11 protein-coding genes and 1 pseudogene (1 of these 12 cut by a window edge) are annotated in these 21,144 nt (G+C 62.9%); 4 read left to right on the top strand and 8 right to left on the bottom strand.

The genetic code is table 11. The features are described from left to right. Together R1A29_RS08875 and R1A29_RS08880 are read left to right on the top strand one after the other, a co-directional pair. On the top strand, positions 1–4,784 hold the 3' portion of the coding sequence (locus tag R1A29_RS08875; protein ID WP_438301188.1) for a non-ribosomal peptide synthase/polyketide synthase. 10,276 nt of this gene lie to the left of the window's left edge; the window shows 4,784 of its 15,060 coding nt (coding positions 10,277–15,060); the start codon falls outside the window, past its left edge; its stop codon occupies positions 4,782–4,784. Positions 4,785–4,850: 66 nt separating this feature from the next. Then, positions 4,851–5,810 carry an alpha/beta hydrolase gene (locus tag R1A29_RS08880; protein ID WP_438301189.1) on the top strand — a complete coding sequence of 320 codons (960 nt, stop codon included), beginning with the start codon at positions 4,851–4,853 and terminating at the stop codon, positions 5,808–5,810. Positions 5,811–5,932: 122 nt separating this feature from the next. On the opposite strand, the gene R1A29_RS08885 is transcribed toward R1A29_RS08880, so the two are convergent. From R1A29_RS08885 to pvdM, 5 genes are all read right to left on the bottom strand, one after another. Beyond that, a complete protein-coding gene (locus R1A29_RS08885; protein WP_438301190.1) occupies positions 5,933–8,392 on the bottom strand; it encodes a TonB-dependent siderophore receptor in 2,460 nt (819 codons plus the stop codon). 117 nt (positions 8,393–8,509) lie between these two features. Further along, positions 8,510–10,159 (bottom strand): cyclic peptide export ABC transporter, encoded by a 1,650-nt coding sequence (locus tag R1A29_RS08890; protein WP_438301191.1) that lies wholly within the window; start codon positions 10,157–10,159, stop codon positions 8,510–8,512. A 147-nt stretch (positions 10,160–10,306) separates the two neighbouring features. Further along, positions 10,307–11,215 carry a dihydropyoverdine dehydrogenase gene (pvdO, locus tag R1A29_RS08895; RefSeq protein ID WP_438301192.1) on the bottom strand — a complete coding sequence of 303 codons (909 nt, stop codon included), beginning with the start codon at positions 11,213–11,215 and terminating at the stop codon, positions 10,307–10,309. Between the two features lie 35 nt (positions 11,216–11,250). Then, the gene (gene pvdN / locus R1A29_RS08900) at positions 11,251–12,531 is read right to left on the bottom strand and encodes a pyoverdine-tailoring periplasmic protein PvdN (protein ID WP_438301193.1); all 1,281 of its coding nucleotides are present in this window, start codon (positions 12,529–12,531) and stop codon (positions 11,251–11,253) included. Further along, complete coding sequence (pvdM, locus tag R1A29_RS08905) at positions 12,528–13,898, bottom strand: pyoverdine-tailoring dipeptidase-like protein PvdM (RefSeq protein WP_438301194.1); 1,371 nt, start codon at positions 13,896–13,898, stop codon at positions 12,528–12,530. Before pvdM ends, pvdN begins: the two co-directional genes overlap by 4 nt. Positions 13,899–14,072: 174 nt before the next feature. Here pvdM and pvdP point away from each other — a divergent pair, with 174 nt between their 5' ends. Further along, on the top strand, positions 14,073–15,692 hold the full coding sequence (gene pvdP, locus R1A29_RS08910; RefSeq protein WP_438301195.1) for a pyoverdine maturation tyrosinase PvdP: 1,620 nt from the start codon (positions 14,073–14,075) through the stop codon (positions 15,690–15,692). A gap of 60 nt (positions 15,693–15,752) precedes the next feature. Here the strand turns inward: pvdP and R1A29_RS08915 are convergent, their stop codons facing one another. The 3 genes and pseudogenes from R1A29_RS08915 to R1A29_RS08925 all read right to left on the bottom strand — a co-directional run bounded on the left by R1A29_RS08915 (position 15,753) and on the right by R1A29_RS08925 (position 20,300). Continuing rightward, positions 15,753–17,147 carry an efflux transporter outer membrane subunit gene (locus R1A29_RS08915; RefSeq protein ID WP_438301196.1) on the bottom strand — a complete coding sequence of 465 codons (1,395 nt, stop codon included), beginning with the start codon at positions 17,145–17,147 and terminating at the stop codon, positions 15,753–15,755. Positions 17,148–17,154: 7 nt separating this feature from the next. Continuing rightward, complete coding sequence (locus R1A29_RS08920) at positions 17,155–19,128, bottom strand: MacB family efflux pump subunit (RefSeq protein ID WP_438301197.1); 1,974 nt, start codon at positions 19,126–19,128, stop codon at positions 17,155–17,157. Next, positions 19,129–20,300, bottom strand: a pseudogene (locus R1A29_RS08925) (efflux RND transporter periplasmic adaptor subunit). A gap of 334 nt (positions 20,301–20,634) precedes the next feature. On the opposite strand from R1A29_RS08925, the gene R1A29_RS08930 reads away from it, so the two are divergent. Then, positions 20,635–21,117, top strand: coding sequence for a sigma-70 family RNA polymerase sigma factor (locus R1A29_RS08930; RefSeq protein WP_438301198.1), 483 nt, complete (start codon positions 20,635–20,637; stop codon positions 21,115–21,117). The last annotated feature ends 27 nt before the right edge of the window (positions 21,118–21,144 follow it).

The raw sequence follows: 21,144 nt of genomic DNA on the forward strand, positions 1-21,144 counted from the left end.
TTCTCGACAGCGGTCTCAATCCGCTGCCGGTGGGTGTGGCTGGCGAGCTGTACCTCGGCGGCATCGGTCTGGCGCGTGGTTATCACCGTCGTTCGGGATTGAGCGCCGAGCGGTTCGTCGCCAACCCGTTCGCGGCCGGCGAGCGCATGTACCGCACCGGTGACCTGGCGCGCTACCGCGCCGACGGTGTGATCGAGTACGTCGGGCGCATCGACCATCAGGTCAAGCTGCGCGGTCTGCGGATCGAGCTGGGCGAAATCGAAGCGCGCCTGATGGAACACGCTGCCGTACGCGAAGCGGTGGTCGTGGCCCGTGATGTGCTGGGCAGCCAGCAACTGGTGGCTTACCTGGTGCCAAGCGATCCGGCGACCATTGATGCTCCCGACGCCGTGTGCAATGAACTGCACGACAGCCTGTCGACCTGGCTGGGTGCGAGCCTGCCGGATTACATGGTGCCGGCGCACCGGATGTGGCTGGCGCAGATGCCGCTGAGCCCCAACGGCAAGCTTGACCGCAAGCGTCTGCCGGCGCTGGAGTTCTCGGCGTCGCAGCAACATGTCGAACCGGTCAACCCGATCGAGCAAGCCTTGGTGCAGATCTGGAAAGAAGTGCTGGGCCTTGAGCGGATCAGCACCACCGACAGTTTCTTCGCGTTGGGTGGCGATTCGATCATCTCGATCCAGGTGGTCAGCCGCGCCCGTCAACAAGGCATCGAACTGAGCCCGAAAGACCTGTTCCAGCAGCCGACCATCCAGCAACTGGCCGTGCGTGCCCAGGCTATCGAAGGTACGCAGGCACCGGTGGTCGCGCTGGTCGATCTGCCGCTGCACGGCTTGAGCGAGGCGCAGATTGCCGAGCTGCCACTGCCGGAAGGGCAACTGGACGGGCTGTACCGCTTGTCGCCGATGCAGCAGGGCATGCTGTTCCTCGGTCTGAATTCGCCGGACGGCGACCTCTACATCAACCAGGTGAGCATTCCGGTGCAGGGCCTGGAGCCGGCGCGCTTCAAGGCGGCGTGGGAAGCGGTAAGCCGTCGCCACGACATTCTGCGCACCGGTTTCCTCTGGCAGGACATGGCCGAGCCGCTGCAATTCGTACTCGCCGATCCGCAACTCCCGGTGAGCTTGCTCGACTGGCGCGATCAGGATCACTCGGAACACGCCTTGCAGGCGCTGGCCGCCAGCGAACGGGCCAAGGGTTTCGACCTCGACCGTCCGCCGCTGCAACGCCTGACGCTGGTGCAGGTGGGCGAGGGCAGCTATCAGCTGATCTGGACCTATCACCACATCCTGATTGACGGCTGGAGCAGTTCGCAGTTGATCGGTGAAGTGCTGAGCCAGTACTCCGGCCAGCCGCTCGCCGAAGCGGTGCCGTACCGCCGCTACATCAACTGGCTGCAACAGCAGGATGCCAACGCCAGCGAAGGTTTCTGGCGTGAGCACCTGAGCCTGCTCGACGAGCCGACTTATCTTGCCGACGCCGTGGCGCGCACCGGCGAAGGTCGCGGTCATGAAGCGCTGTACAGCCGTCTGGGCGAAACCCGCACCGAGCAGCTCAAAGCCTTCGCCCAGTCCCAGCAGATCACCCTCAACACGCTGGTGCAGGGGGCGTGGCTGATGCTGCTGAGCCGTTACAGTGGCCAGCGCTCTGTGGCGTTCGGCGCTACGGTGGCCGGGCGTCCGGCGAGTTTGCCGGCGTCGGAGTCGATTCTCGGTCTGTTCATCAACACCTTGCCGGTGATCAAGGATGTGCCGGCCGAACAGGCGGTCGGTGACTGGCTGCGCGACTTGCAGGACTTCAACCTGGAAATGCGCGAGCGCGAATACACGCCGCTGTCCGACGTTCAGCGCTGGGCCGGGCGCACCGGGCAATCGCTGTTCGACAGCATCATCGTGTTCGAGAACCACCCGATCGATCAGGCGCTGCGCGAGTGGCGCGACGACTCGCTCAAGTTCGGCGAGAGCGCCAGCGCCGGCCTGACCAACTTCCCGATGGACCTGATGGTCACGCTCGAAGAAGGGCTGGTGATCGAGTACATGTTCCTGCGCGAGCACTTCGACCGGGCGACGGTGGAAGGTATCCGCAGCAACCTCGAAGGGCTGCTGGTTGCGCTTACGCAAAACGCTGAGCAACCGCTGGGCCGTATCGGCCTGCCGACTGCGCAGGTGGCGGACTCGACGGTGGTTGCGGTGCAGCCGCCAGCGCTGGTGGTGCATCAGCGCATCGGTCAATGGGCTGCGCAACGCAGCGAGCAAACGGCGGTGGTCTTCAATGATCAGGCGTTCAGCTACGGCCAGATCGAGGCGCGGGCCAATCGTCTGGCCCACGCGCTGATCGCCGAAGGGGTCGGCCCGGAAGTACGGGTCGGCGTGGCACTGCCGCGCAGCGAAAACATGATCGTCGCGCTGTTGGCGGTGCTCAAGGCTGGCGGTGCCTATGTGCCGCTGGATGCAGCCTATCCTCGTGAGCGTTTGAGTTATCTGATGCGTGACTCCGGTATCGCTTTGCTGCTCAGCGATTCGAGCCTGCGTCAGGTGATGCCGACCCAGGACAACCTGCATGTGCTGGAGCTGGATCAACTGGACCTGAGCGCGCAGCCGAATACTGCGCCACAGGTCTCGGTCGAACCGGGCAACCTCGCTTACGTGATCTACACCTCCGGCTCCACCGGCCTGCCCAAAGGCGTCGGCGTGGCTCACGGGCCGTTGGCGATGCACTGCGAGGCGATCGGTGAGCGTTATGAAATGAGCGAAGCCGATTGCGAACTGCACTTCATGTCGTTCGCGTTCGACGGCGCCCACGAGCGCTGGCTGACCACCCTGACTCACGGCGCACGCCTGCTGATCCGTGACGACAGCCTGTGGACCGCCGAGCAGACTTACAACGCCATGCATCAACACGGCGTGACCGTCGCGGCGTTCCCGCCGGTGTACCTGCAACAACTGGCCGAACATGCCGAGCAACACGGCAATCCACCGCCGGTGCGGATCTACTGCTTCGGTGGTGATGCGGTGCCGGTGGCGAGTTTCGAACTGGCCAAGCGTGCGCTCAAGCCGCAGTACATCATCAACGGCTACGGCCCGACCGAAACCGTGGTCACGCCGCTGATCTGGAAGGCCGGAGCCGAGGATGAATGCGGCGCCGCCTACGCACCGATCGGCAGCGTGGTGGGTGAGCGCAGCGGTTACGTGCTCGACAGCGATCTCAACCGTCTGCCGGTCGGTATTGCCGGCGAGCTGTACCTCGGTGGCGCATTGGCCCGTGGTTATCTGGGACGCGCCGGCGGCACTGCCGAGCGCTTCGTGGCCAACCCGTTCAGCGCCGATGGCAGCCGTCTGTATCGCACCGGCGACCTGGTGCGCCAGCGTGCCGACGGCACGGTTGACTACCTGGGCCGGATCGACCATCAGGTGAAAATCCGTGGTTTCCGTATCGAGCTGGGTGAAGTCGAAGCACGCCTCAAGCAACAACCCGGCGTGCGCGACGCGGCGGTGGTCGCTCGCGAAGGTGTCAGCGGCAAACAACTGCTCGGTTACGTACTGGCCAGTGCCGATGCGCCGGTGGAGGGGCTGTGCGAACGGCTGCGCGAACAGCTCAAGGCCAGCCTGCCGGACTACATGGTGCCTGCGCACCTGATGTTGCTCGAACGCATGCCGCTGACGCCGAACGGCAAACTCGACCGCAAGGCCTTGCCGGATCCGGACGCCGAACAGCGTCAGGAATATGCGGCGCCGCGCACCGAGCTGGAAAAAGCCCTGGCGAAGATCTGGCAGGAGGTGTTGAAGATCGAACGCGTCGGCCTCACCGACAACTTCTTCGAACTGGGCGGCGATTCGATCCTCAGCCTGCAAGTCATCGCTCGCAGTCGCGTGCTCAAGTCCCAGGGCGTGAGCCTGAAACTGCGCGACCTGATGCAGAAACCGAGCATCGCCGAACTGGTGGCCAGCGTTCAGGGCTCTGCCCAGAAGGCCTCCGGGCTGCTGGCGATGAACGCCGAGGTCAAGGGCCGGGCGCCATTGTTCTGCATCCACGCCGGTTTCGGCACGGTGTTCGACTACGAGCCGTTGGCCCGTCGTCTGAGCGGTCAGCGCCAGGTGTTGGCGATCCAGTCGCGGATGTTGCTCGACCCGGCCTTCAGCGATACGTCGCTGGAAACGATGGCGAGTGACTACGTGGCGCAAATCCGCGAGAAACAGCCGCAGGGGCCGTATCACCTGTTGGGCTGGTCGCTGGGCGGTACGCTGGCGATGCTGATGGCGGCGCAGCTTGAGCGGGAAGGGCAGCCAGTGACATTCGTCGGTCTGGTGGACAGCTTCGTGGCTTCGGCGGCGATCAATGCCGGGGCCGTGGATGACTGGCAAGCCGATCTGCGGGACTTCCTGCGGGTCACTTTGCCGGACGCCTCGGATGTGACCATCGATGGCGAGGAAACCGCGCAGAACCTGCGCGCGGTGTTCAACGCTGCCATGGGCGTCGAGCGTGGGGCTTCGACCTACGTAGCGCTGGGGGCCGATGAACTGGCCCATGTGTTCAGCGTGGCGCGCCGGCTCAAGCAATTGTCGCTGCAGCTCGACCGCTGCCCGCCGCTGGCGGTGCAGCCGATCTGCTGGTGGACGCTCGGCCGCGAAGAGGAAGCGGTCGAACTGGCAGCGCAACTCGAACAGCCGGGCATGGGCGGCGAATGGCTGGACTGCGGGCATTTCCAGATCCCGCGGGATGAAACTTTCCTGTCCGAGGCTGAAGAAATGCTCGGCGAGTTCGTTGAATCAGTAGTCATGTCCTGAAGCCTGCTTCGTAACTGCAAACACCACTCGGGCGCCTAAGGCGCCCGAGTGGTCTGGAGAAATTGAATGTCGTTGAATCCTGATATCGCCGCATTTCTGCAATTGGTCGGCAACGGCCGGGCCAGCGGCAAACGTGTGGGCATGCATGAGCTGAGCCCGGAACAGGCCCGTGAGCAGTTCGATCAGTCATCGTTGCTGATGGACGCTGGCGGCGAAGACCTTGCGGTGGTCGATGAGCTGCAACTGCCGGTGCGTGACGGTTCGCTGCTGGAGGCGCGGATCTACAGCAATCAGCCCTTTAAAGCCGGGGCCGGGCGTCCGGCGCTGTTGTATTTCCATGGTGGCGGTTATGTGGTCGGCAGCCTCGATTCCCATGACTCGCTGTGCCGGGCGCTGGCGTCGATGGCCGATTGCGTGGTGCTGTCGGTGGCCTATCGACTGGCGCCGGAATTCCGTTTTCCGACCGCCGCGAACGATGCACAGGACGCCTGGAACTGGCTGGTGGCAAGTGCTCAGGATCTGGGCCTGGACAGTGCGCGCCTGGCGATTGCCGGTGACAGCGTCGGCGGCAGCCTGGCCACGGTGCTCGCCGCACAATTGGTGGGCGCCCCGGTGCAGCCGCGTTTGCAGGTGCTGATCTACCCGGTCACCGATGCCAGCCGCAGCACGCCCAGCATCGAGCGTTATGCCGAGGGTTATCTGCTGGAGAAGGAGTCGCTGAATTGGTTCTACATCCACTATCAGCGTGAGGCGGCCGACCGTCTCGATCCACGTTTCTCGCCGTTGCTGGGTAAAGTCTCAACCGGTGTGGCGCCAGTGCTGCTGGTGTTGGCCGAGTGCGATCCGCTGCACGACGAAGGCGTGGCGTATGCCCGGCATTTGCAGGCGGCGGGAGTCGAGGTCGAGCTGAAAGTATATGAAGGCATGACCCATGACTTCATGCGCATGGGGGCGATCATCGATGAGGCCGAAGAGGCGCAGCAACACATTGCCGAGCGCTTGGTGGAGGTGTTTGTAGCGCGGTGACAGAAGTTTTTGAGGGACTGAAAGGGCCGCTGATTGCGGCCCTTTTCTTTTGCCCGGGAAAGGCTTTCGGGCAGACAGCAAAACGCCGGCAGATGCCGGCGTTTTGTCTGATGCTAAGTGTGTTACCAGTTGTAGGTCACGTCGGCGGTCATGGTCCGGCCTTCGCCGTAGTAGCAGTCCAGGGTGCTGTTGCAGCTGGCGACGTACTTTTTGTCGGCAAGGTTTTCCAGGTTCATCTTCACTTTCACGCCTTTGACATGCAGTGGTGATTTTTCCAGGTCGTAGGAAATCATGGCGTCATACACGGTATAGGACGGGATCTGGAAGGAGTCTTCCTCGTAGTCCGAGCCGTAGCTGCTGCGCACGTAACGGGTGCCCAGGCCCATACCCAGACCGGCCAGCGAAGTGGACTGGTCGAAGTTGTAATCGATCCACGCCGATGCGGTCAGCGGCGGGCTCATGGCCAGGGTGCGACCTTCGCGACCATCGTTGACGCTGCGCCACTTGATCTGATTACGCGACACCGAGGCCAGGACACGCAGGTTCTGGGTGACGTTGACCTTGCCTTCCAGTTCCACGCCACGCGAGCGTACCGAGCCGCTTTGGCTGCTGAAACCCGGGTTGTTCAGGTCGTTGGTCAGCATGTTGCTCTGATCGATCTGGTAAGCCGACAGTTGGATGAAGCCGTCGACGAACGATGGCTCGTACTTGATGCCGACTTCGTACTGCTTGCCCTCGGTCGGTTCGAACGGACGGCCGTTCATGTCGGCGCCAGTCTGTGGCAGGAACGATTCGGCGTAGCTGACGTATGGGGTCAGGCCGTTTTCGAACTCGTAACCCAAGCCTGCACGACCGGTGAATTTCTCGTCCTTGATGCTTGAGTGATTGCCGCCCAGCGGTTCCTTGTTGATGGTCTCGGCGAAGTCGTAGCGACCGCCGACGGTCAGGAACCACTGGTTCCAGCGCATCTGGTCCTGGGTGTACAGGCCGGTCTGCTTGACCGTGTTGTCCCAACGGTACGGCTGGCGGAAATTGAACTCGCTGCCATAGACCGGGTTGTACAGGTCGATGGCCGGGCCCTGGCGGTCATAACGGCCGAGGAACTTGGAGTTGAAGTGGTAGTAGTCGACGCCCAGCAGCAAGGTGTGATCCAGCTCGCCGGTCTTGAACTTGGCCTGGGCGATGTTATCGACTCCGAAGACCTTGTTGTCCTGGGCCCAGTCCACGCCAAAGCGGGTTTGACGGCTTTCGTCGTCGGCCCCGGTGACCGGATTCGGTTCGAAGGAGTAACCGTGCAGCGGCGCGATGTAACGGTCGTTGAGCTGCGCGTAACGGGCGTTCTGCTTGAGGGTCCAGACATCGTTGAGTTCGTGGGAGATCTCGTAGCCGAGTACGAACTGCTCGCGGTCATACTTGTTCACATTCGGCTCGCCAAGGAACAGGCTGCGGCTGATGCGACCGTTGGCGGTGCGATACACGGTGCCGTTGGCCGGCAGGCCCTGGGCTTCCGGGGTGTCGTGGTCTTTCTGGTACTGGCCGTACAGGGTGATGCTGGTGCGGTCGTTCGGCAGCCAGGTCAGGCTGGGCGCGAGCATCATGCGTTTCTGGTCGGCGTAGTCGATTTGCGAGTTGCTGTCGTTGACCACACCGGTCAGGCGATAGAGAAATTCGCCCTGATCGTCGAGCGGGCCGCCGAGGTCGAAGGCGCCGTATTTGCGGTCATAGCTGCCGCCGCCAATGATTACCTCGTGCAGCGGTGTGGCCGTCGGACGCTTGCCGACCATGTTGACGATGCCGCCTGGCTGATTCTGGCCGTAAAGCACCGACGCCGGGCCCTTGAGCACTTCGATGCGCTCCAGGCTGTACGGATCGATCTGCAGCGAACCGCCGGTGCTGCCGCCGCCGTAGGGCAGGTGCAGCCCGTCGAGGTACAGCGGGGTTGGCGAAAAGCCGCGGGAAGTCGGTTCGTCGAAGATCTTCACCCGGTCGGAGAAGCCGCCGCCGGTCATGCCCGCGGTGTAGCGCAGGGCTTCGGTGACCGACTGCGAGCCGCGCATCTTGATTTCGTCTTGCGTGACGACGTTGATGGTCTGCGGGATTTCCTTCAGCGCGGTATCGGTCTTGGAACCGGTGGCGCTGCGTTTGGCGACGATCCCGTCAACCGGACCCCACGCCGACTCCTGGGCGGCGGTGATGCTGGTCGGTGCCAGGTCAAGGGCTGCGCCGTTGCTGCGGGCACGCAACGAAACGTTGTTGCCCTGCACGCTGTAGGCGATGTCGGTGCCCTGAAGCAATTGCGCGATGGCGGCGGTCGGCTCAAGGTTGCCACTGACAGCGGTGCTGCGCAGGCCACTGACTTCGACCGGGCTGTACAACACTTGCAGATTGGTCTGGCGGCCGAATTCCTGCAGCGCGCTCCCCAGCGACTGTGCAGGAATATTGATCGCCACCGCTGCGGCCTGCGCCTGGCCGATCACCGGCAGGGTCAACGCCAGGGCGCAAAGGGCTGGAAGGGTGGTGCGGAAGGAGCGGCGGATCAGCAGAGCCTTGGCGAGCGGGTGGAGTCCGTGCGGTGCGGGCATTGTTCTTCTACTCTTCAAAGTGTTGACTGAGAACTATTTCTATTAACTGTTAGTAAGACGTTGAGCCCTCCGAAAACCGGAAAGGCTCAACGCACTTTTTTTACAGATTTTTCACAATCAGGCGGGTTGCAGCTCGGTGACCACTTTGCCGGCGCTCATGCGCACCAGTTGGTCGGCAACGTCGAAGTAACGATCGTCGTGGGAAATGACGATGATGGTCTTGCCCAGACGCTTCAGGTCCGGCAGCAGTTCGGTGTAGAAAATCCGCCGGAACGTCGGGTCCTGGTCGGCGGCCCACTCGTCGAACACCAGCACCGGACGCTCTTCCAGCCATGCGTTGATCAACGCCAGACGCTTGCGCTGGCCGGTCGACAGATCGGTGGTGGTGAACGCACCGTCGCGTACGCTGACCTTGTGCGCGATCTCCAGACGCTCCAGGTATTTGTTGGCGTCTTCCGGAATATGCGTGTCGCCCTGCACCACGTCGTCGAACAGGTAATAGTCGGCGAAGATCGTGGTGAACAACTGGCGGTAATCATCGCGGGTGAGGGCGGTGACGACCTGATCGTTGAGGCGGATTTCACCCTGCTGTGGCGCATACAGGCCCAGCAGCAGTTTGATCAGGGTAGTCTTGCCACAGCCGTTTTCACCGACGATGAAGATGATGTCGCCCTGATCGATCTTCAAGTTCACCGGCCCCAGGCGGAACGGCGCAGCCCCTTCCACGGTCGGGAAGCTGTACGAGACGTCGGTCAGTTCCAGGCTGTGCACCGGGGTTTTCTGGTTGCCTTGATCGCTGAGTAGCAAGTGCGGTTCGGGCGACGAGAACTGCTCGGACAACTCGGCGATCCGTCGGAACGCGATCTGCGCACGGCCCACGATCGGCAAAGCCGCCATGACGTGTTCCAGCGGGCCTTTCATGTACAGCAGCACCAGCACGAAGCCGCTCATCACCGCTTTGTCGGCGCTCGGCCACAACGATTGCAGGGCCAGCGCCAGGCCGATCACCACGAAGAACAACATTGAGCCGAGGGTCTTGGCGACTACATAGATGTTCACCGAGCGCACCTGAGTCTCGCAGATCTGGTCGGCGGTGGTCTGGATGCCCGAAACGAACATGCGGTGGCGACGTGGACGGTGGATGCGCAGCTCCTTGGCACCCTCGGCAATCGCGTTGTAGTGCTTTTGCAGCTCGTCTTCGTGGTCGCGGGCTTTCATGAAACCCTGCATGCCACGGCCCTGGGCGATGTACTGGATGATGGTGCCGATCAGGACCGCCACCGCCATCATCAGGAACATCGGCCACGACAGCATCGCCAGGTAACCCATGCAGCCGAGGGTGACGGTCATGGAAATCGCCAGCGGCGAAAAGGCGAAAGCAAAGTCGCTGATGGTGTCGACGTCGTGGGTCAGCACCGGGATCAGCCGATGGCTGCGGTAGCGTTCGATCTGCTCGATGGGCGCCGACAGCACTTTTTCGCCCAGCTCTTTGCGCAGCCTGGCGATGATGTGCTGGCCGACGAAGTTGGTGCCGATATCGGAAAAGATCGAGCTGGCCAGGGCCAGCAGGCACAGGCCGGCGAATACGGCGACCACGGTGCTGGTCAGGCCGGCTTCGGAATGCAGCGCGTTGTTGATCGTCGCCAGCAGCGCCGTGACGCTCAGGCCGCCGACCATGCCGAGCAGGATCGAACCGGCAACGATCAGCCGAAAGGGTTTGAGCAGGGCGAACAATTCATTGATCACCCCGCGTGTTGGTTTGCTCATGGAGGTTCCCTGCGTGAAAGAGCGGCGAAGGCCGGCATCGGCTGCGGGCGTCGCCTGGGTGACGTAGAGGGCAGTGGCGCGTCGCAATGGATCGCGCCATCTGTAGAACGACTGGCGGGAGGGTTAATTTAGCGTGGCGGTACCGGGTTACAGATCCCGGGCGACCCGGAAACCGATCCAGTCGCCGCGCTCGTCGGGCGCCAGCGCATTGCGGTTGCCGGAGCGCGAGAACACCGGTGCTTCGCCCCAGTCGTTGCCGCGGATGCGCTTGAATTCGCACTTGCCGGTCTGCCAGGCGCTGCCGTCGCTCGGGGCGCCTTCGTAGTTGTCGTTGTAGCAGTCGGCGGTCCATTCGTAGACGTTGCCGTGCATGTCGTACACGCCGAAAGCGTTCGGTGCGAAGCTTCCGGCCGGTGCGGTGAAGTTGTAGCCGTCGGCCGCGCCATAGGTGTTGGCGTGCTTGGCGATGCTGTATTCCTTGCCTTCATCGAACGGGAAGGGAAACGGGCCGGTCGTGCCGCCCCGGGCCGCGTATTCGCGCAGGGATTCGCTGACCAGTCGATATTGCTGGCCGGTCTTTTTCGACAGCCATGCCACGTAGTCATTGGCTTCGGCGAAATTCATGCACACCGCTGGATGCTTGTCGGTGTACTGCTTGCGCGGGTCGCTGCCCGCGTAGTCCGGAACCCCGGCCTTGCAAGCGCGGCCCGGGCGGTCGTCGCCGTCGGGCATTCGGTAGCCGGTGTCCTTGAGGTAGGCGAACCACTCGCCCTTGAGCACCTGGAAGCGGCTGATGGCCAGAGGTTTGGCAAAGGTCACCGGGTGCATCGGGCCTTCGTCGGGCTCGCGGCCGACTTCATCTTCCGGGGTGCCCATGGTGAAGGTGCCCGTCGGCAGCACGACCATTTCCGGGCAGTCCTTGCAGTCCTTGAAGACTTTGCCCGGTGCCGGCGGGGTGGCGGCTTGTGCCGCCGTTGGCAGCAGGCTGGCGGCGAGGGCGGCGAGCATCAGTGCCGGCAGGGTTTTCAGGGCAGAACGAGGCAGTTCACTGTTCATTTCAAGTCTCGTCAAAGGAAGGAAATCGTTGGCGCTCACAGCGCCCGGTCGAGCACCGCCAGCAGGCGGTCAATCTGCGCTTCGTCGTTGAGCAGGCCCGGCGCGGTGCGGATCACCGGCCCGACATCGCGCTCCACCGCGTCGGCCACCACCTTGTTGGCCATCAGGTGCGCGGCGATCTTGTCGCTGTCCTTGCCCTTGACCCGGAAGAAGGTGAAACCGGCGGAAAACTCCGGACTCAACGGCGTGACCAGTTCAATCTGCGAGCGTTGCAGCAGGCGTTTTTTCAGGTAGCTGTTGAGTTCGTGAATCCGCGCCTGCACGTCGTCCTTGCCCAGTTGCAGGTGCAGCTTGAACGCCTCGGTCAGCGCCCAGCGATGTTCGAACGAGTGGTAGCCACCGGGCGTCATGGTGGTCGAGAAATGCTCGGCCTCGGAAAAGGTCGGGATGATCGGCGTGACGTATTTCACGTCGGTCGTGCGGCTGACCACGATCCCGGTGCCGCGCGGGCCGAACATCCATTTGTGGGTGCCGGCGATGAAGAAGTCGCAGTTCATCGCCGGGAAGTCCACATCTTCCACGCCGAAACCATGCACACCGTCGACGACATAGACGATGCGATCGGCTTCGCTGCGGCCACGGTTGTGTTTATCGACCAGTGCGCCGATATCGGCGAGCGGCAGTTTCACGCCGCTGCCCGAATGCACCCAGCACATGCCGAGCACGCGGGTTTCCGGGCGAATGCTGCGGTCGATACTGGCCAGCAGTTCATCCTTGCTGATCCGGTACGGATCCTTGAACAGACGGATCTTGCGCACCTTGGTCCCGTCGCGCTGGGTGCGCAGTTCGAGGATGGTGTGGGTCGCGTAATGCTCGTGTTCGGTGGTGAGGATTTCCTGATCGGCGCGCACCTGCACGCCGCCGTAAATCATCGCCAGCCCTTCGGTGGTGCTGCCGGTCAGGGCGATTTGCCGGGCATCGGCCTGCACATACTTGCCGGCCCAGACTCGCACGTCTTCTTCACGCTTTTCGGTGACGCCGTGGTCCCAGTCCATCGCCAGCCCCGGATTTTTGTCGAGGGCGGCGCGGTGCATCTCGATCGCTTCGCGCACCGGGCGCGGGTGGCTGGTAACCAGAAAATTGGAGAAGTGCAGCCACGCCGGATCCTGATCGAACAGCTGCTGCAATTGCGCCCACTTGTTGCGCGGCAGCGGCGCAGCGGTCGAAGCGCTGGCGACGTTCGGCAGGCTCGCGCCCAGCGGCAATGCGGCGGCAAGAATCCCGGCTTGTTTCAGAAAGTCACGACGGTTGCTCATGGCTTGGCGACTTCCCGGCTCGAAGCGATTGCCGGCCTGGCTGACTTCTCGACCTGGTCCCAGACCCGCAGGAAATTGCCGCCCCACAATTTGGCGATGTCCGCTTCCGAATAGCCCCGCGAGAGCAGTTCAGCGGTGACGTTGCGGATTTCACCGACGTTTTCCCAGCCTTTGACACCGCCGCCTTCGTTGAAGTCCGAGCTGATGCCGACGTGATCGATGCCGATCTTGCGCACCGTGTAGTCGATTGCGTCGCCCAGATCCTTGAGGCTGGCCTTCGGTTCGGTGTCGAGGATGGCGTAGAGCTGGCTGGCGTATTCGCCGAATTTCTGCTCGGACCATGCGGAAATGATCGGATCACCCGGCATCAGGGCCACCGCCAGATTCGGCAGGGGTGGCAGGTCGAAGCGCTTGCGCAACTCGTTGAGTTTGTCCTGGGTCTCTTGGGTCAGCGGTCGCAGGTACTGCGAGAAACCGACGATCTGCACCACGCCGCCGCTGTTCTTGATCAGCTGCATTTCCTTGTCGCTGAGGTTGCGCGGGATATCGACCATGGCCCGTGGCGCCGAGTGCGAAGCCACCAGCGGCGTGCGGCTCAATTGGGCGACTTGCTCCAGGGCCTTGGTCGACATCTGCGACACGTCGATGATCACACCCAGATCGTTCAGGCGCTTGACCGCTTGCTTGCCGATATCGGAAAGACCGTCGAGGGCGTCCGGCGAGTCATTGAAAAACGGCAGCGGGCGCGACGAGTCGGCCCAGTCGTTGTTGCCGATGTAGCTGAAGCCGAACATGCGCATGCCGCGTGCCGCCCACAGGTCCAGCTGGCCCAGGTCATGGCCCAGCGGATAGGCGTTGAGCATGCTGATGAAGATCGCGAACTTGCCTTCGCCGTGCAGACGCCGGAAGTCGTTGGCGGTATAGGCGATGCCGACCTGATTGGGGAAGTCGCGGACCATGCCGGACAGGATCTTGTAGCGGATTTCCTGCTGGTTGCGCGCCTCTTCGACAAAACCGGCGGTGGGTTTGTGCGGGGCGTTCGGGCCGTTCCAGATTTCCGGCCAGCCGAAAATCGTCAGCGCCGCGCCGGACAGCCGTCCGCGATTGGCCTTGACCAGGTCGAACTGCTCGCTGCCGTCCTTGTCGATCTCGTTGCCGGTGGTGCCGAAGTTCTGGGTGATGGTGATGTGGCTGTCGAACGAGAGCATGTGCTCGTGCAGTTCTTCGGCCTGCTGCATGACTTTGACCGGGTAGCCGGGGTTGTCCTTGAACCAGATATCCCAGACCGCGAAACCGGCACCGGCGCTGATCGCCAGGGCCAGTGGCAGGCCGATGAATAGAGCCTTTTTCGAACGTGGTTTTGTCATTGCCATCTCAGTCAGGTTCGCCGTCGAGGTACAGGCGCAGAGGCCTTTGCTATCTGGGAGGAACGAGCGGGCGCGGGGAAAAATTAGTCGGGGTCGCCGGCGCTTAAATTTGTCCGCACAGCAAACGTTCTAGCTTGGATAAAGCCTGCTTCAGGGCTGAACACAGGTAGGGCAATGAGGATTTCTCGACGATGGTTCATGGCAGGCCTGGCGTTGACCGGCGCTGCCGTACCTGCAGCTTATTTCGGGCATCGTGAATGGACGAAGCCCGACCCGACAATCACTCCTGGCGAGGCGTCGTTCGATGTCGCCGACGTGGCCGGGCAACGCCTGGCGAACGCGCTGCGCGGGGTCTGGAAGATCCGCTTCACGGGCCGCGACGCTGGCCTCGACGGACTGCCGGCCCAGGGCCTGGAAGTGTTCATCGACATTGGCCAGAAGGGCCGGGGCGTATGCGGCTTTCTCGACACGCCGGAGCGTTTGCGCTCTGCCGAAACACCGCGTTACCGAATACTCGGCGATCTCGCCGGGGCCGAGGCATCAAAACTCAGTTGGCGGCTGCTGGGTGCCGACGGCAGTGTCGACTACGAACTGAACATGATCCTTGACGAGGTCTGGGCCGACTTCGGCAACGCCGGCAGTGGCAGTCTGAGCGGTACGGTGCAGCGTCTCGACCGTTCGCTGGCCTTGCCGGCCCAGGATCACCGCTTCATTGCGGTCAAGTGCCTGTTCCCGGAAGCGCGACAGCGCACACCGTTGAACCCGACGCTGCTGGCGTGGCTGGTGTCGCCCGAACATCGGTTGTTCCACCAGGTCTGGCATGCGACGCGGGACAAGTGGCACACCCTGTCCGAAGACAAGCGTAACGCCTTGCGCGGTCTCGGTTGGCAGCCCGGCCCGCGCGACCTGGAGCGTGACGCCCGTGGCCCGCGCAAGGATCGCAATGGTTCGGGTATCGATTTCTTCTTCATGCACCGGCACATGCTTGGCACCGCGCGCTCCATGCAGGATCTGCCGTCGTGGCAGTTCTTCCCGTTGCCGCAGCCTGAACTGGTTCGCGACCGTGTCGGTTTCGCCCGTTACTTCGACAATCACGACGGCACCTCGCTGCCGCCGACCTGGCTGGCCGAAGGCGATGACGAGTACGCGCAATGGGTCAGCGACATCAAGACCGCCGAAACCTATCAGAGCAACTTCGAAGTCTGGGAATCGCAGTACCGCGATCCGCAGTATCTGTCGAAGCTGACTCTGGGGCAGTTCGGCTCCGAGGTGGAGCTGGGTCTGCACGACTGGCTGCACATGCGCTGGGCGTCGGTGCCACGGGATCCCTCCAACGGTCAGCCGGTGCCATTGGCCCGGGATCTGGATGACTTCGCCGCACGCTGGTTCGCCCCGGAAAACGACTTTCTCGGCGACCCGTTTTCATCTCACGTTAACCCGGTGTTCTGGGCGTTCCATGGCTGGATCGACGACCGCGTGGAGGACTGGTTCCGCGCTCACGAGCGTTTCCATCCGGGTCAGGTCACGCGGCTTGAGGTCAACGGTGTGAAATGGTTTGCCCCGGGCCGTTGGGTCGAAGTGGCGGATCCGTGGCTTGGTCCGACCACTCACGGTTGCAGCACGGTGCCGGGATTGCAGGTCGGCAAGTCGGTGGAGATGGACCCGGAAACCATGAAGCTGGCGCTGCGTATCACGTTTGGCGAGGACGAGAAAAAGCTCGAGAGTCTGTTCCGGCGAGTGCCGAAGCGACCGTGGTATGCGCGTCATCTGACGGCGAAGAACAGTCCGGTCTGAGGGCCGTGTTGTTGCTCATTCGCGGGCTCGCCCGCGAATGCAATCCGAAAGGCGACGCCGTCAGAGCGTCTGCCAGCCTCCACCCAGTGCCTTGTACAACGCTATGCTCGCCTGCAACCGCGACAATCGCAGCTGCACATTCAGATCCTGCGCCGCATACAGCGTGCGCTGGGTTTCCAGCACTGTCAGCAAATCCTCGGCGCCCGCCTGATAGCGGCTCTGGGCGATATCGAACGCAGTCTGCGCCTGATTCAATTCTTCACTTTGCCATTGCCGCTGTTCGTCGAGCCCGCGTATGCCGTTGAGGGCTTTTTCGACGTCGGCGAAGCCGTTGATGATCGCCCCGCGATAGGTTTCCAGCAGTTCTTCCTGGCGAGCCGTGGCTTTGTCCCGCTCGGCGCTCAGGCGGCCGTTGTTGAAGATCGGCGCTACCAGTCCGGCGGTGAGGTTGTAGAAGGGGCTGCGGATGATGTCGTCGAACTGGTTGGCGCCGGAGCCGAGTTGGGCGGTCAGGGTCACGGTCGGCAGCATGGCGGCGCGGGCGACTTTGACATCGGCCTCGGCCGCGGCCAGTTGCGCTTCGGCGCGGGCGATGTCCGGGCGACGGCTGAGCAGGTCGCTGGGCACGCCGACATCGATGGTCGGCCATTGCAGTCGGTCGAACGGTTCCACGCCGGTTTGCAGCTCTTGCACCGGTCGACCGAGCAGGGCAGCGAGGCTGATCAAGGCGTCCCGGGCTTGCTGCTGCACCAGCGGCAGTTGCCGTTGTTGCGCGGCCACCAGGCTTTTCTGCTGGGCCAGTTCCAGTGCGGTGGCCGAGCCTGAATCGAAGCGGGTCTGCACCAGGTTCAGTACGTTCTGCGCGTTGGTCAGGTTCAGCTCGGCGATGCGACTTTGCTCGTGCAGCGACAGGGCTTGCGCATAGGTGCTGGCCACGCCGCTGAACAGAGTCAGTTCGACGGTGGCCCGGTCGAACTCAGTGGCTTGCAGAGCAAACTGCGCACTGTCGCGGGAGGCGCGTTTGCCGCCCCAGAAGTCGATTTCGTAGGACGCGCTCAGGTTGGCGTCGAAGTAATCCACCGCCCGATTGCTGCTGTCGGCGTCGAGTTGGTTGTAACCGTTACCGCGCAGCAGTTTCTGTCGGTTGGCATTGGCCCCGGCCTTGATTTCCGGTAGCTGCGAACCGCCGGCGATCACCGTTCCGGCCTGGGCCTGACGCACCCGGGCGACAGCGGCCGCGAGGTCGAAGCTCCCCATGCGCGCCTGTTCGATCAAACGGTCGAGCTCGGGGCTGCCGAACTGCTTCCACCAGTGCGGATCGATGCGAGCGATGCTGGCAGTGTGAGGGGACTGCCACGCGGCGGGCGGTTGCAAGCCGCTGTCGGGACGCTGGGCGGGACTGCCGCAGGCGCTGAGCAACAGGCACACGGTCAACAGGCTGAGACGCGGTTTCATAGAGCGATCATTCACTGGTAAGGGCCGTCACCGGGTCGAGCCGGGCGGCTTTGCGGGCGGGCATGAAGCCGAAGACGACACCGGTCACGAGGGCGCAGCCAAAGGCGCCGAACACCGCCATCAAGGAAAACGCCACGGCGACTTCGCTGAGGATCAGCACGCCGCCGACGATCAGCGCCAGGGCGATCCCGGCGATGCCGCCGACCACCGACAGCATCACCGCTTCGGTGAGGAACTGGCGCAGGATGTCCCGTTGCCGGGCGCCGGTGGCCATGCGAATGCCGATCTCGCGGGTGCGTTCGCGCACGGTCATGAGCATGATGTTCATCACGCCGATTCCGCCTACCAGCAGCGAAATCGCGGCAATCGAACCGAGCATCAGTGACAGGGTGTTTTGCGTGCGCGCCTCGGCCTGGATCATCGCGGCGTTGTTGGTCAGCTCGAAATCCTTTTTGCCGTTGTGCAGACGCAGCATCAGTTGCTCGATGGCGTGTTCCGCCTCTTTAACCTTGCGTGCATCTGCCGCGGCGATGGCCACGTATTCCGGATTGCGCGTGCCGAACAGTCGGACGCTGGCGGCGGAGTAGGGGATGGCGATGCGGTCGTCGCTGTCCTGATCGCCGGAGCTCGCGCCTTTTTCCTGAAGCACACCGACCACCTGGAACGGCACGTTTTCGATCAGGATGTACTGGCCGATGGGGTTGGCGACATCCTTGAGCAGTTTGTCCCGTACCTTCTTGCCGATCACCGCCACGGCGCTGGCGTTGCGCTCGTCGGCGTCGGTGAAATAGCTGCCTTCGACCACCGGCCAGTTGAAGATCGCCGGGAAGTTGGTGTCGTTGCCGCCGACGTAGCTCATATGGTCGGCGTTGCCGAATCGCACCCCGGCCTCGGCGCCGTTGACCGGCATGATCCGCTTGACCTGGGGCAGGCTGGCCAGCGCCGCCACGTCATCGAGGGTGACGATGCCTGGCGGCGTGCGCGGATTGGGCGCCGAGCCGCTGAGGTAAATGATGTTGGAACCGAACGCGCCCATCTGCGCCATGACCTGACGCTTGCTGCCTTCGCCGACCGCCAGCATCACCACCACCGAAGCCACGCCGATGATGATTCCGAGCAGAGTCAGCGCCGTGCGAAAGCGGTTGATCCACATCACTCGCCAGGCAGCATGCAGGGCATCCACCAGTTCGCCTTTCCAGGCGCCAGAGGCTTGCGCACCCTCGGTCAGGCGCTTGCGCAGGTCGACGGCTTGAAGGGCGCCGGGGTTGGCCGACGTCTGGGCTTCGGGGTCGTCCCGGGCGCTGTCGCTGATGATCAGGCCGTCGCGGATCTCGATGATGCGCTTGGCCCGGGCTGCCACTTCGCGGTCGTGGGTAATCAGGATGACTACGTGACCCTGGCTCGCGAGTTCGTCGAGCAGTGCCATGACTTCTTTGCCGCTGTGGCTGTCAAGGGCGCCGGTGGGTTCGTCGGCCAGGATGATGTGACCGCCATTCATCAGCGCCCGGGCAATCGACACCCGTTGCTGCTGACCACCGGACAGTTGATGTGGGCGGTTGCCGGTGCGCGAGGCCAGACCGAGGCGATCGAGCAGGGCGGCGGCACGGGCGTGGCGTTCGGCGGCGGGGGTACCGGCATATATTGCCGGCATCTCGACGTTTTCCTGGGCCGAGCCGGACGGAATCAGGTGGTAACCCTGGAACACGAAACCGAAGGCTTCGCGGCGCAGCCAGGCCAATTCATCGGTGTCGAGGCCGGCGACGTTTTCCCCGGCGAAACGGTATTTGCCGGAGGTCGGTCGGTCGAGACAGCCGAGGATGTTCATCAGCGTCGATTTGCCGGAACCGGACGCGCCGACAATCGCCACGAATTCGCCGGCGTGGATCGACAGGTCGATCCCGCGTAGCACATGCACTTCAGGGGCGTCGCCGCCGCCGTAGGATTTGCGAATGTCCTGAAGGTCGATCAGAGGCGTTTGCATTCAGCCTCCGCTGCCGTCGGCCGGGCCGATCAACAGGTGATCGCCTTCGCTCAAACCTTCCAGTACCTGGACTTTCAAGCGATCGCTGATGCCGGTGTGCACTTCGCGGGACTGGACGTCGCCATTGGCGGCAATCACTTGGGCGGTCTGCCGGTTCGCGGTGGCGGTGCCTTGCAGCGCGGCAACCGGCGCGGTGAGGACGTCTTTTGCCTGATTGGCGACGAAGAACACCTGGGTGGTCATTTCCGCCATCAAGGCATTGTCGGCGTTATCGACATCCAGCAGCACGGTGTAGAGCACCACGCGGGCGCTGCCGCTTTTGCTGGAGCTGGCAGGACTGCCGCCGCCCTGGCTGGTCTGGTCCAGCGGTTTGGGCGGCACCGGCAGGATTTGCCGCACGGTGCTGCTCCAGCGACGGTGGCCGCCGCTCAGGGTGGTGAAGTAGGCGGTCATGCCCGGTTTGACATGGCCGATGTCGGCTTCGGAAACCTCCGCCCAAACGGTCATCGGCGACAGTTTGGCGATGCGCAGGATCAATGGGGTTTGTTGTTGCGCGTTGAGGGTCTGGCCTTCGCGGGCATCGAGGGCGACCACGGTGCCGGCCATCGGTGCATAAATGCGGGTGTAGCCGAGTTCGGCCTGATCGCTGCGCAGGCTGGCTTCGGCCTGGCGGATCTGCGCCTGGAACATGTCGATGCGCGCCTTGGTAGCTTTCAGTTCGGCACGGGCGGTCTGCACGTCTTCTTCACGGGTGGCGCCGCCGGCGGCCAGATGCTGCTGACGCTGGTATTTCTGCTGCGCCAGTTCGTGTTGAGCTTTTTGCTCCTGCAACTGGGCCTTGAGGTTTTCGATGGAGAAGCGCCCGGCGTCGAGTTTGGCTTTCTGGGTCGAAGGGTCGATCTCCACCAGTAGTTGGCCTTCCTTGACCACGTCGCCAACTTCCACATGGATCTTCTGGATCTGCCCCGACGCCTGGGCGCCGACGTCCACATAACGCCGTGGTTGCAGGGTGCCCAGCGCGGTGACGCTGCTTTCGATATCGCCACGGGTCACTTGCACCGTGGCGAACTTGTCCTCCCCGGAGGCAGGATCTGCCAGGCGGCGTAGGCGGCAACGGGGATCAGACAAAGGACTGCGAGCAAGGCGCGTCGGGCGGGGCGGGGACGTTTCATGCAGGGTTCCGGCCAGTGGTAATCGGCCCGTCGTTCAGCACGCATGCACAGGATCGGGCACCGTAGAACGCTGCCACAGGGCGCGGCAGACACGGGGAGCTGTCCTGTTAACGATGAAAGCGGAAGGGAATTTAAGCGGTGACACAGGTTGTTACAGCAATCTGGAGGTATAGCCGATCACTATTTTTCGGGCAACGACAAACACCACTTTAAATCTATATGAGAATTACTATAAATTACGCGCCTCAAGTTGCCACTATCCTGCTACTGCCTTGTGCGGCTCAGCAGAACGGTGTGCTCAAGGACAGAACCCGCACTCAAGCGGCCGGGAGTCATGTTGGAAAACTACTATCGAGAGCTGGTGTGTTTCCTGAACGCCAAGCTCGGCAACCGACAGGTGGCCGAAGATGTGGTGCATGACGCCTATGTGCGGGTCCTGGAGCGCTCCAGCGATACGCCGATCGAACAACCCCGGGCCTTCCTTTATCGCACCGCGCTGAATCTGGTGATCGACGACCATCGGCGCAACGCGCTGCGTCAGGTCGAATCCCTGGAAGTGCTCGACAGCGAAGAGCGTTATTTCACCCCGTCCCCTCACTGCACCCTCGACCATGGTCAGCGCCTCGACATGTTGCAGCGAGCACTGGCCGAGCTTGCGCCGCTGTGTCGCGAAAGTTTTCTGCTGCGCAAGATCGAGGGCCTGTCGCATCCCGAGATCGCTGAACGCCTTGGTATTTCAAAGGCTCTGGTAGAAAAGCACATCGTCAACGCCATGAAGCATTGCCGCCTGCGAATCAAGCAATGGGATGCCCATTGAGCCGTCGTCGTTAAATTTTATTTCACT

Origin of the sequence: Pseudomonas sp. NMS19W (genome assembly GCF_051554255.1) — a bacterium.
GTDB classification, from domain to species: Bacteria; Pseudomonadota; Gammaproteobacteria; order Pseudomonadales; family Pseudomonadaceae; genus Aquipseudomonas; species Aquipseudomonas kribbensis.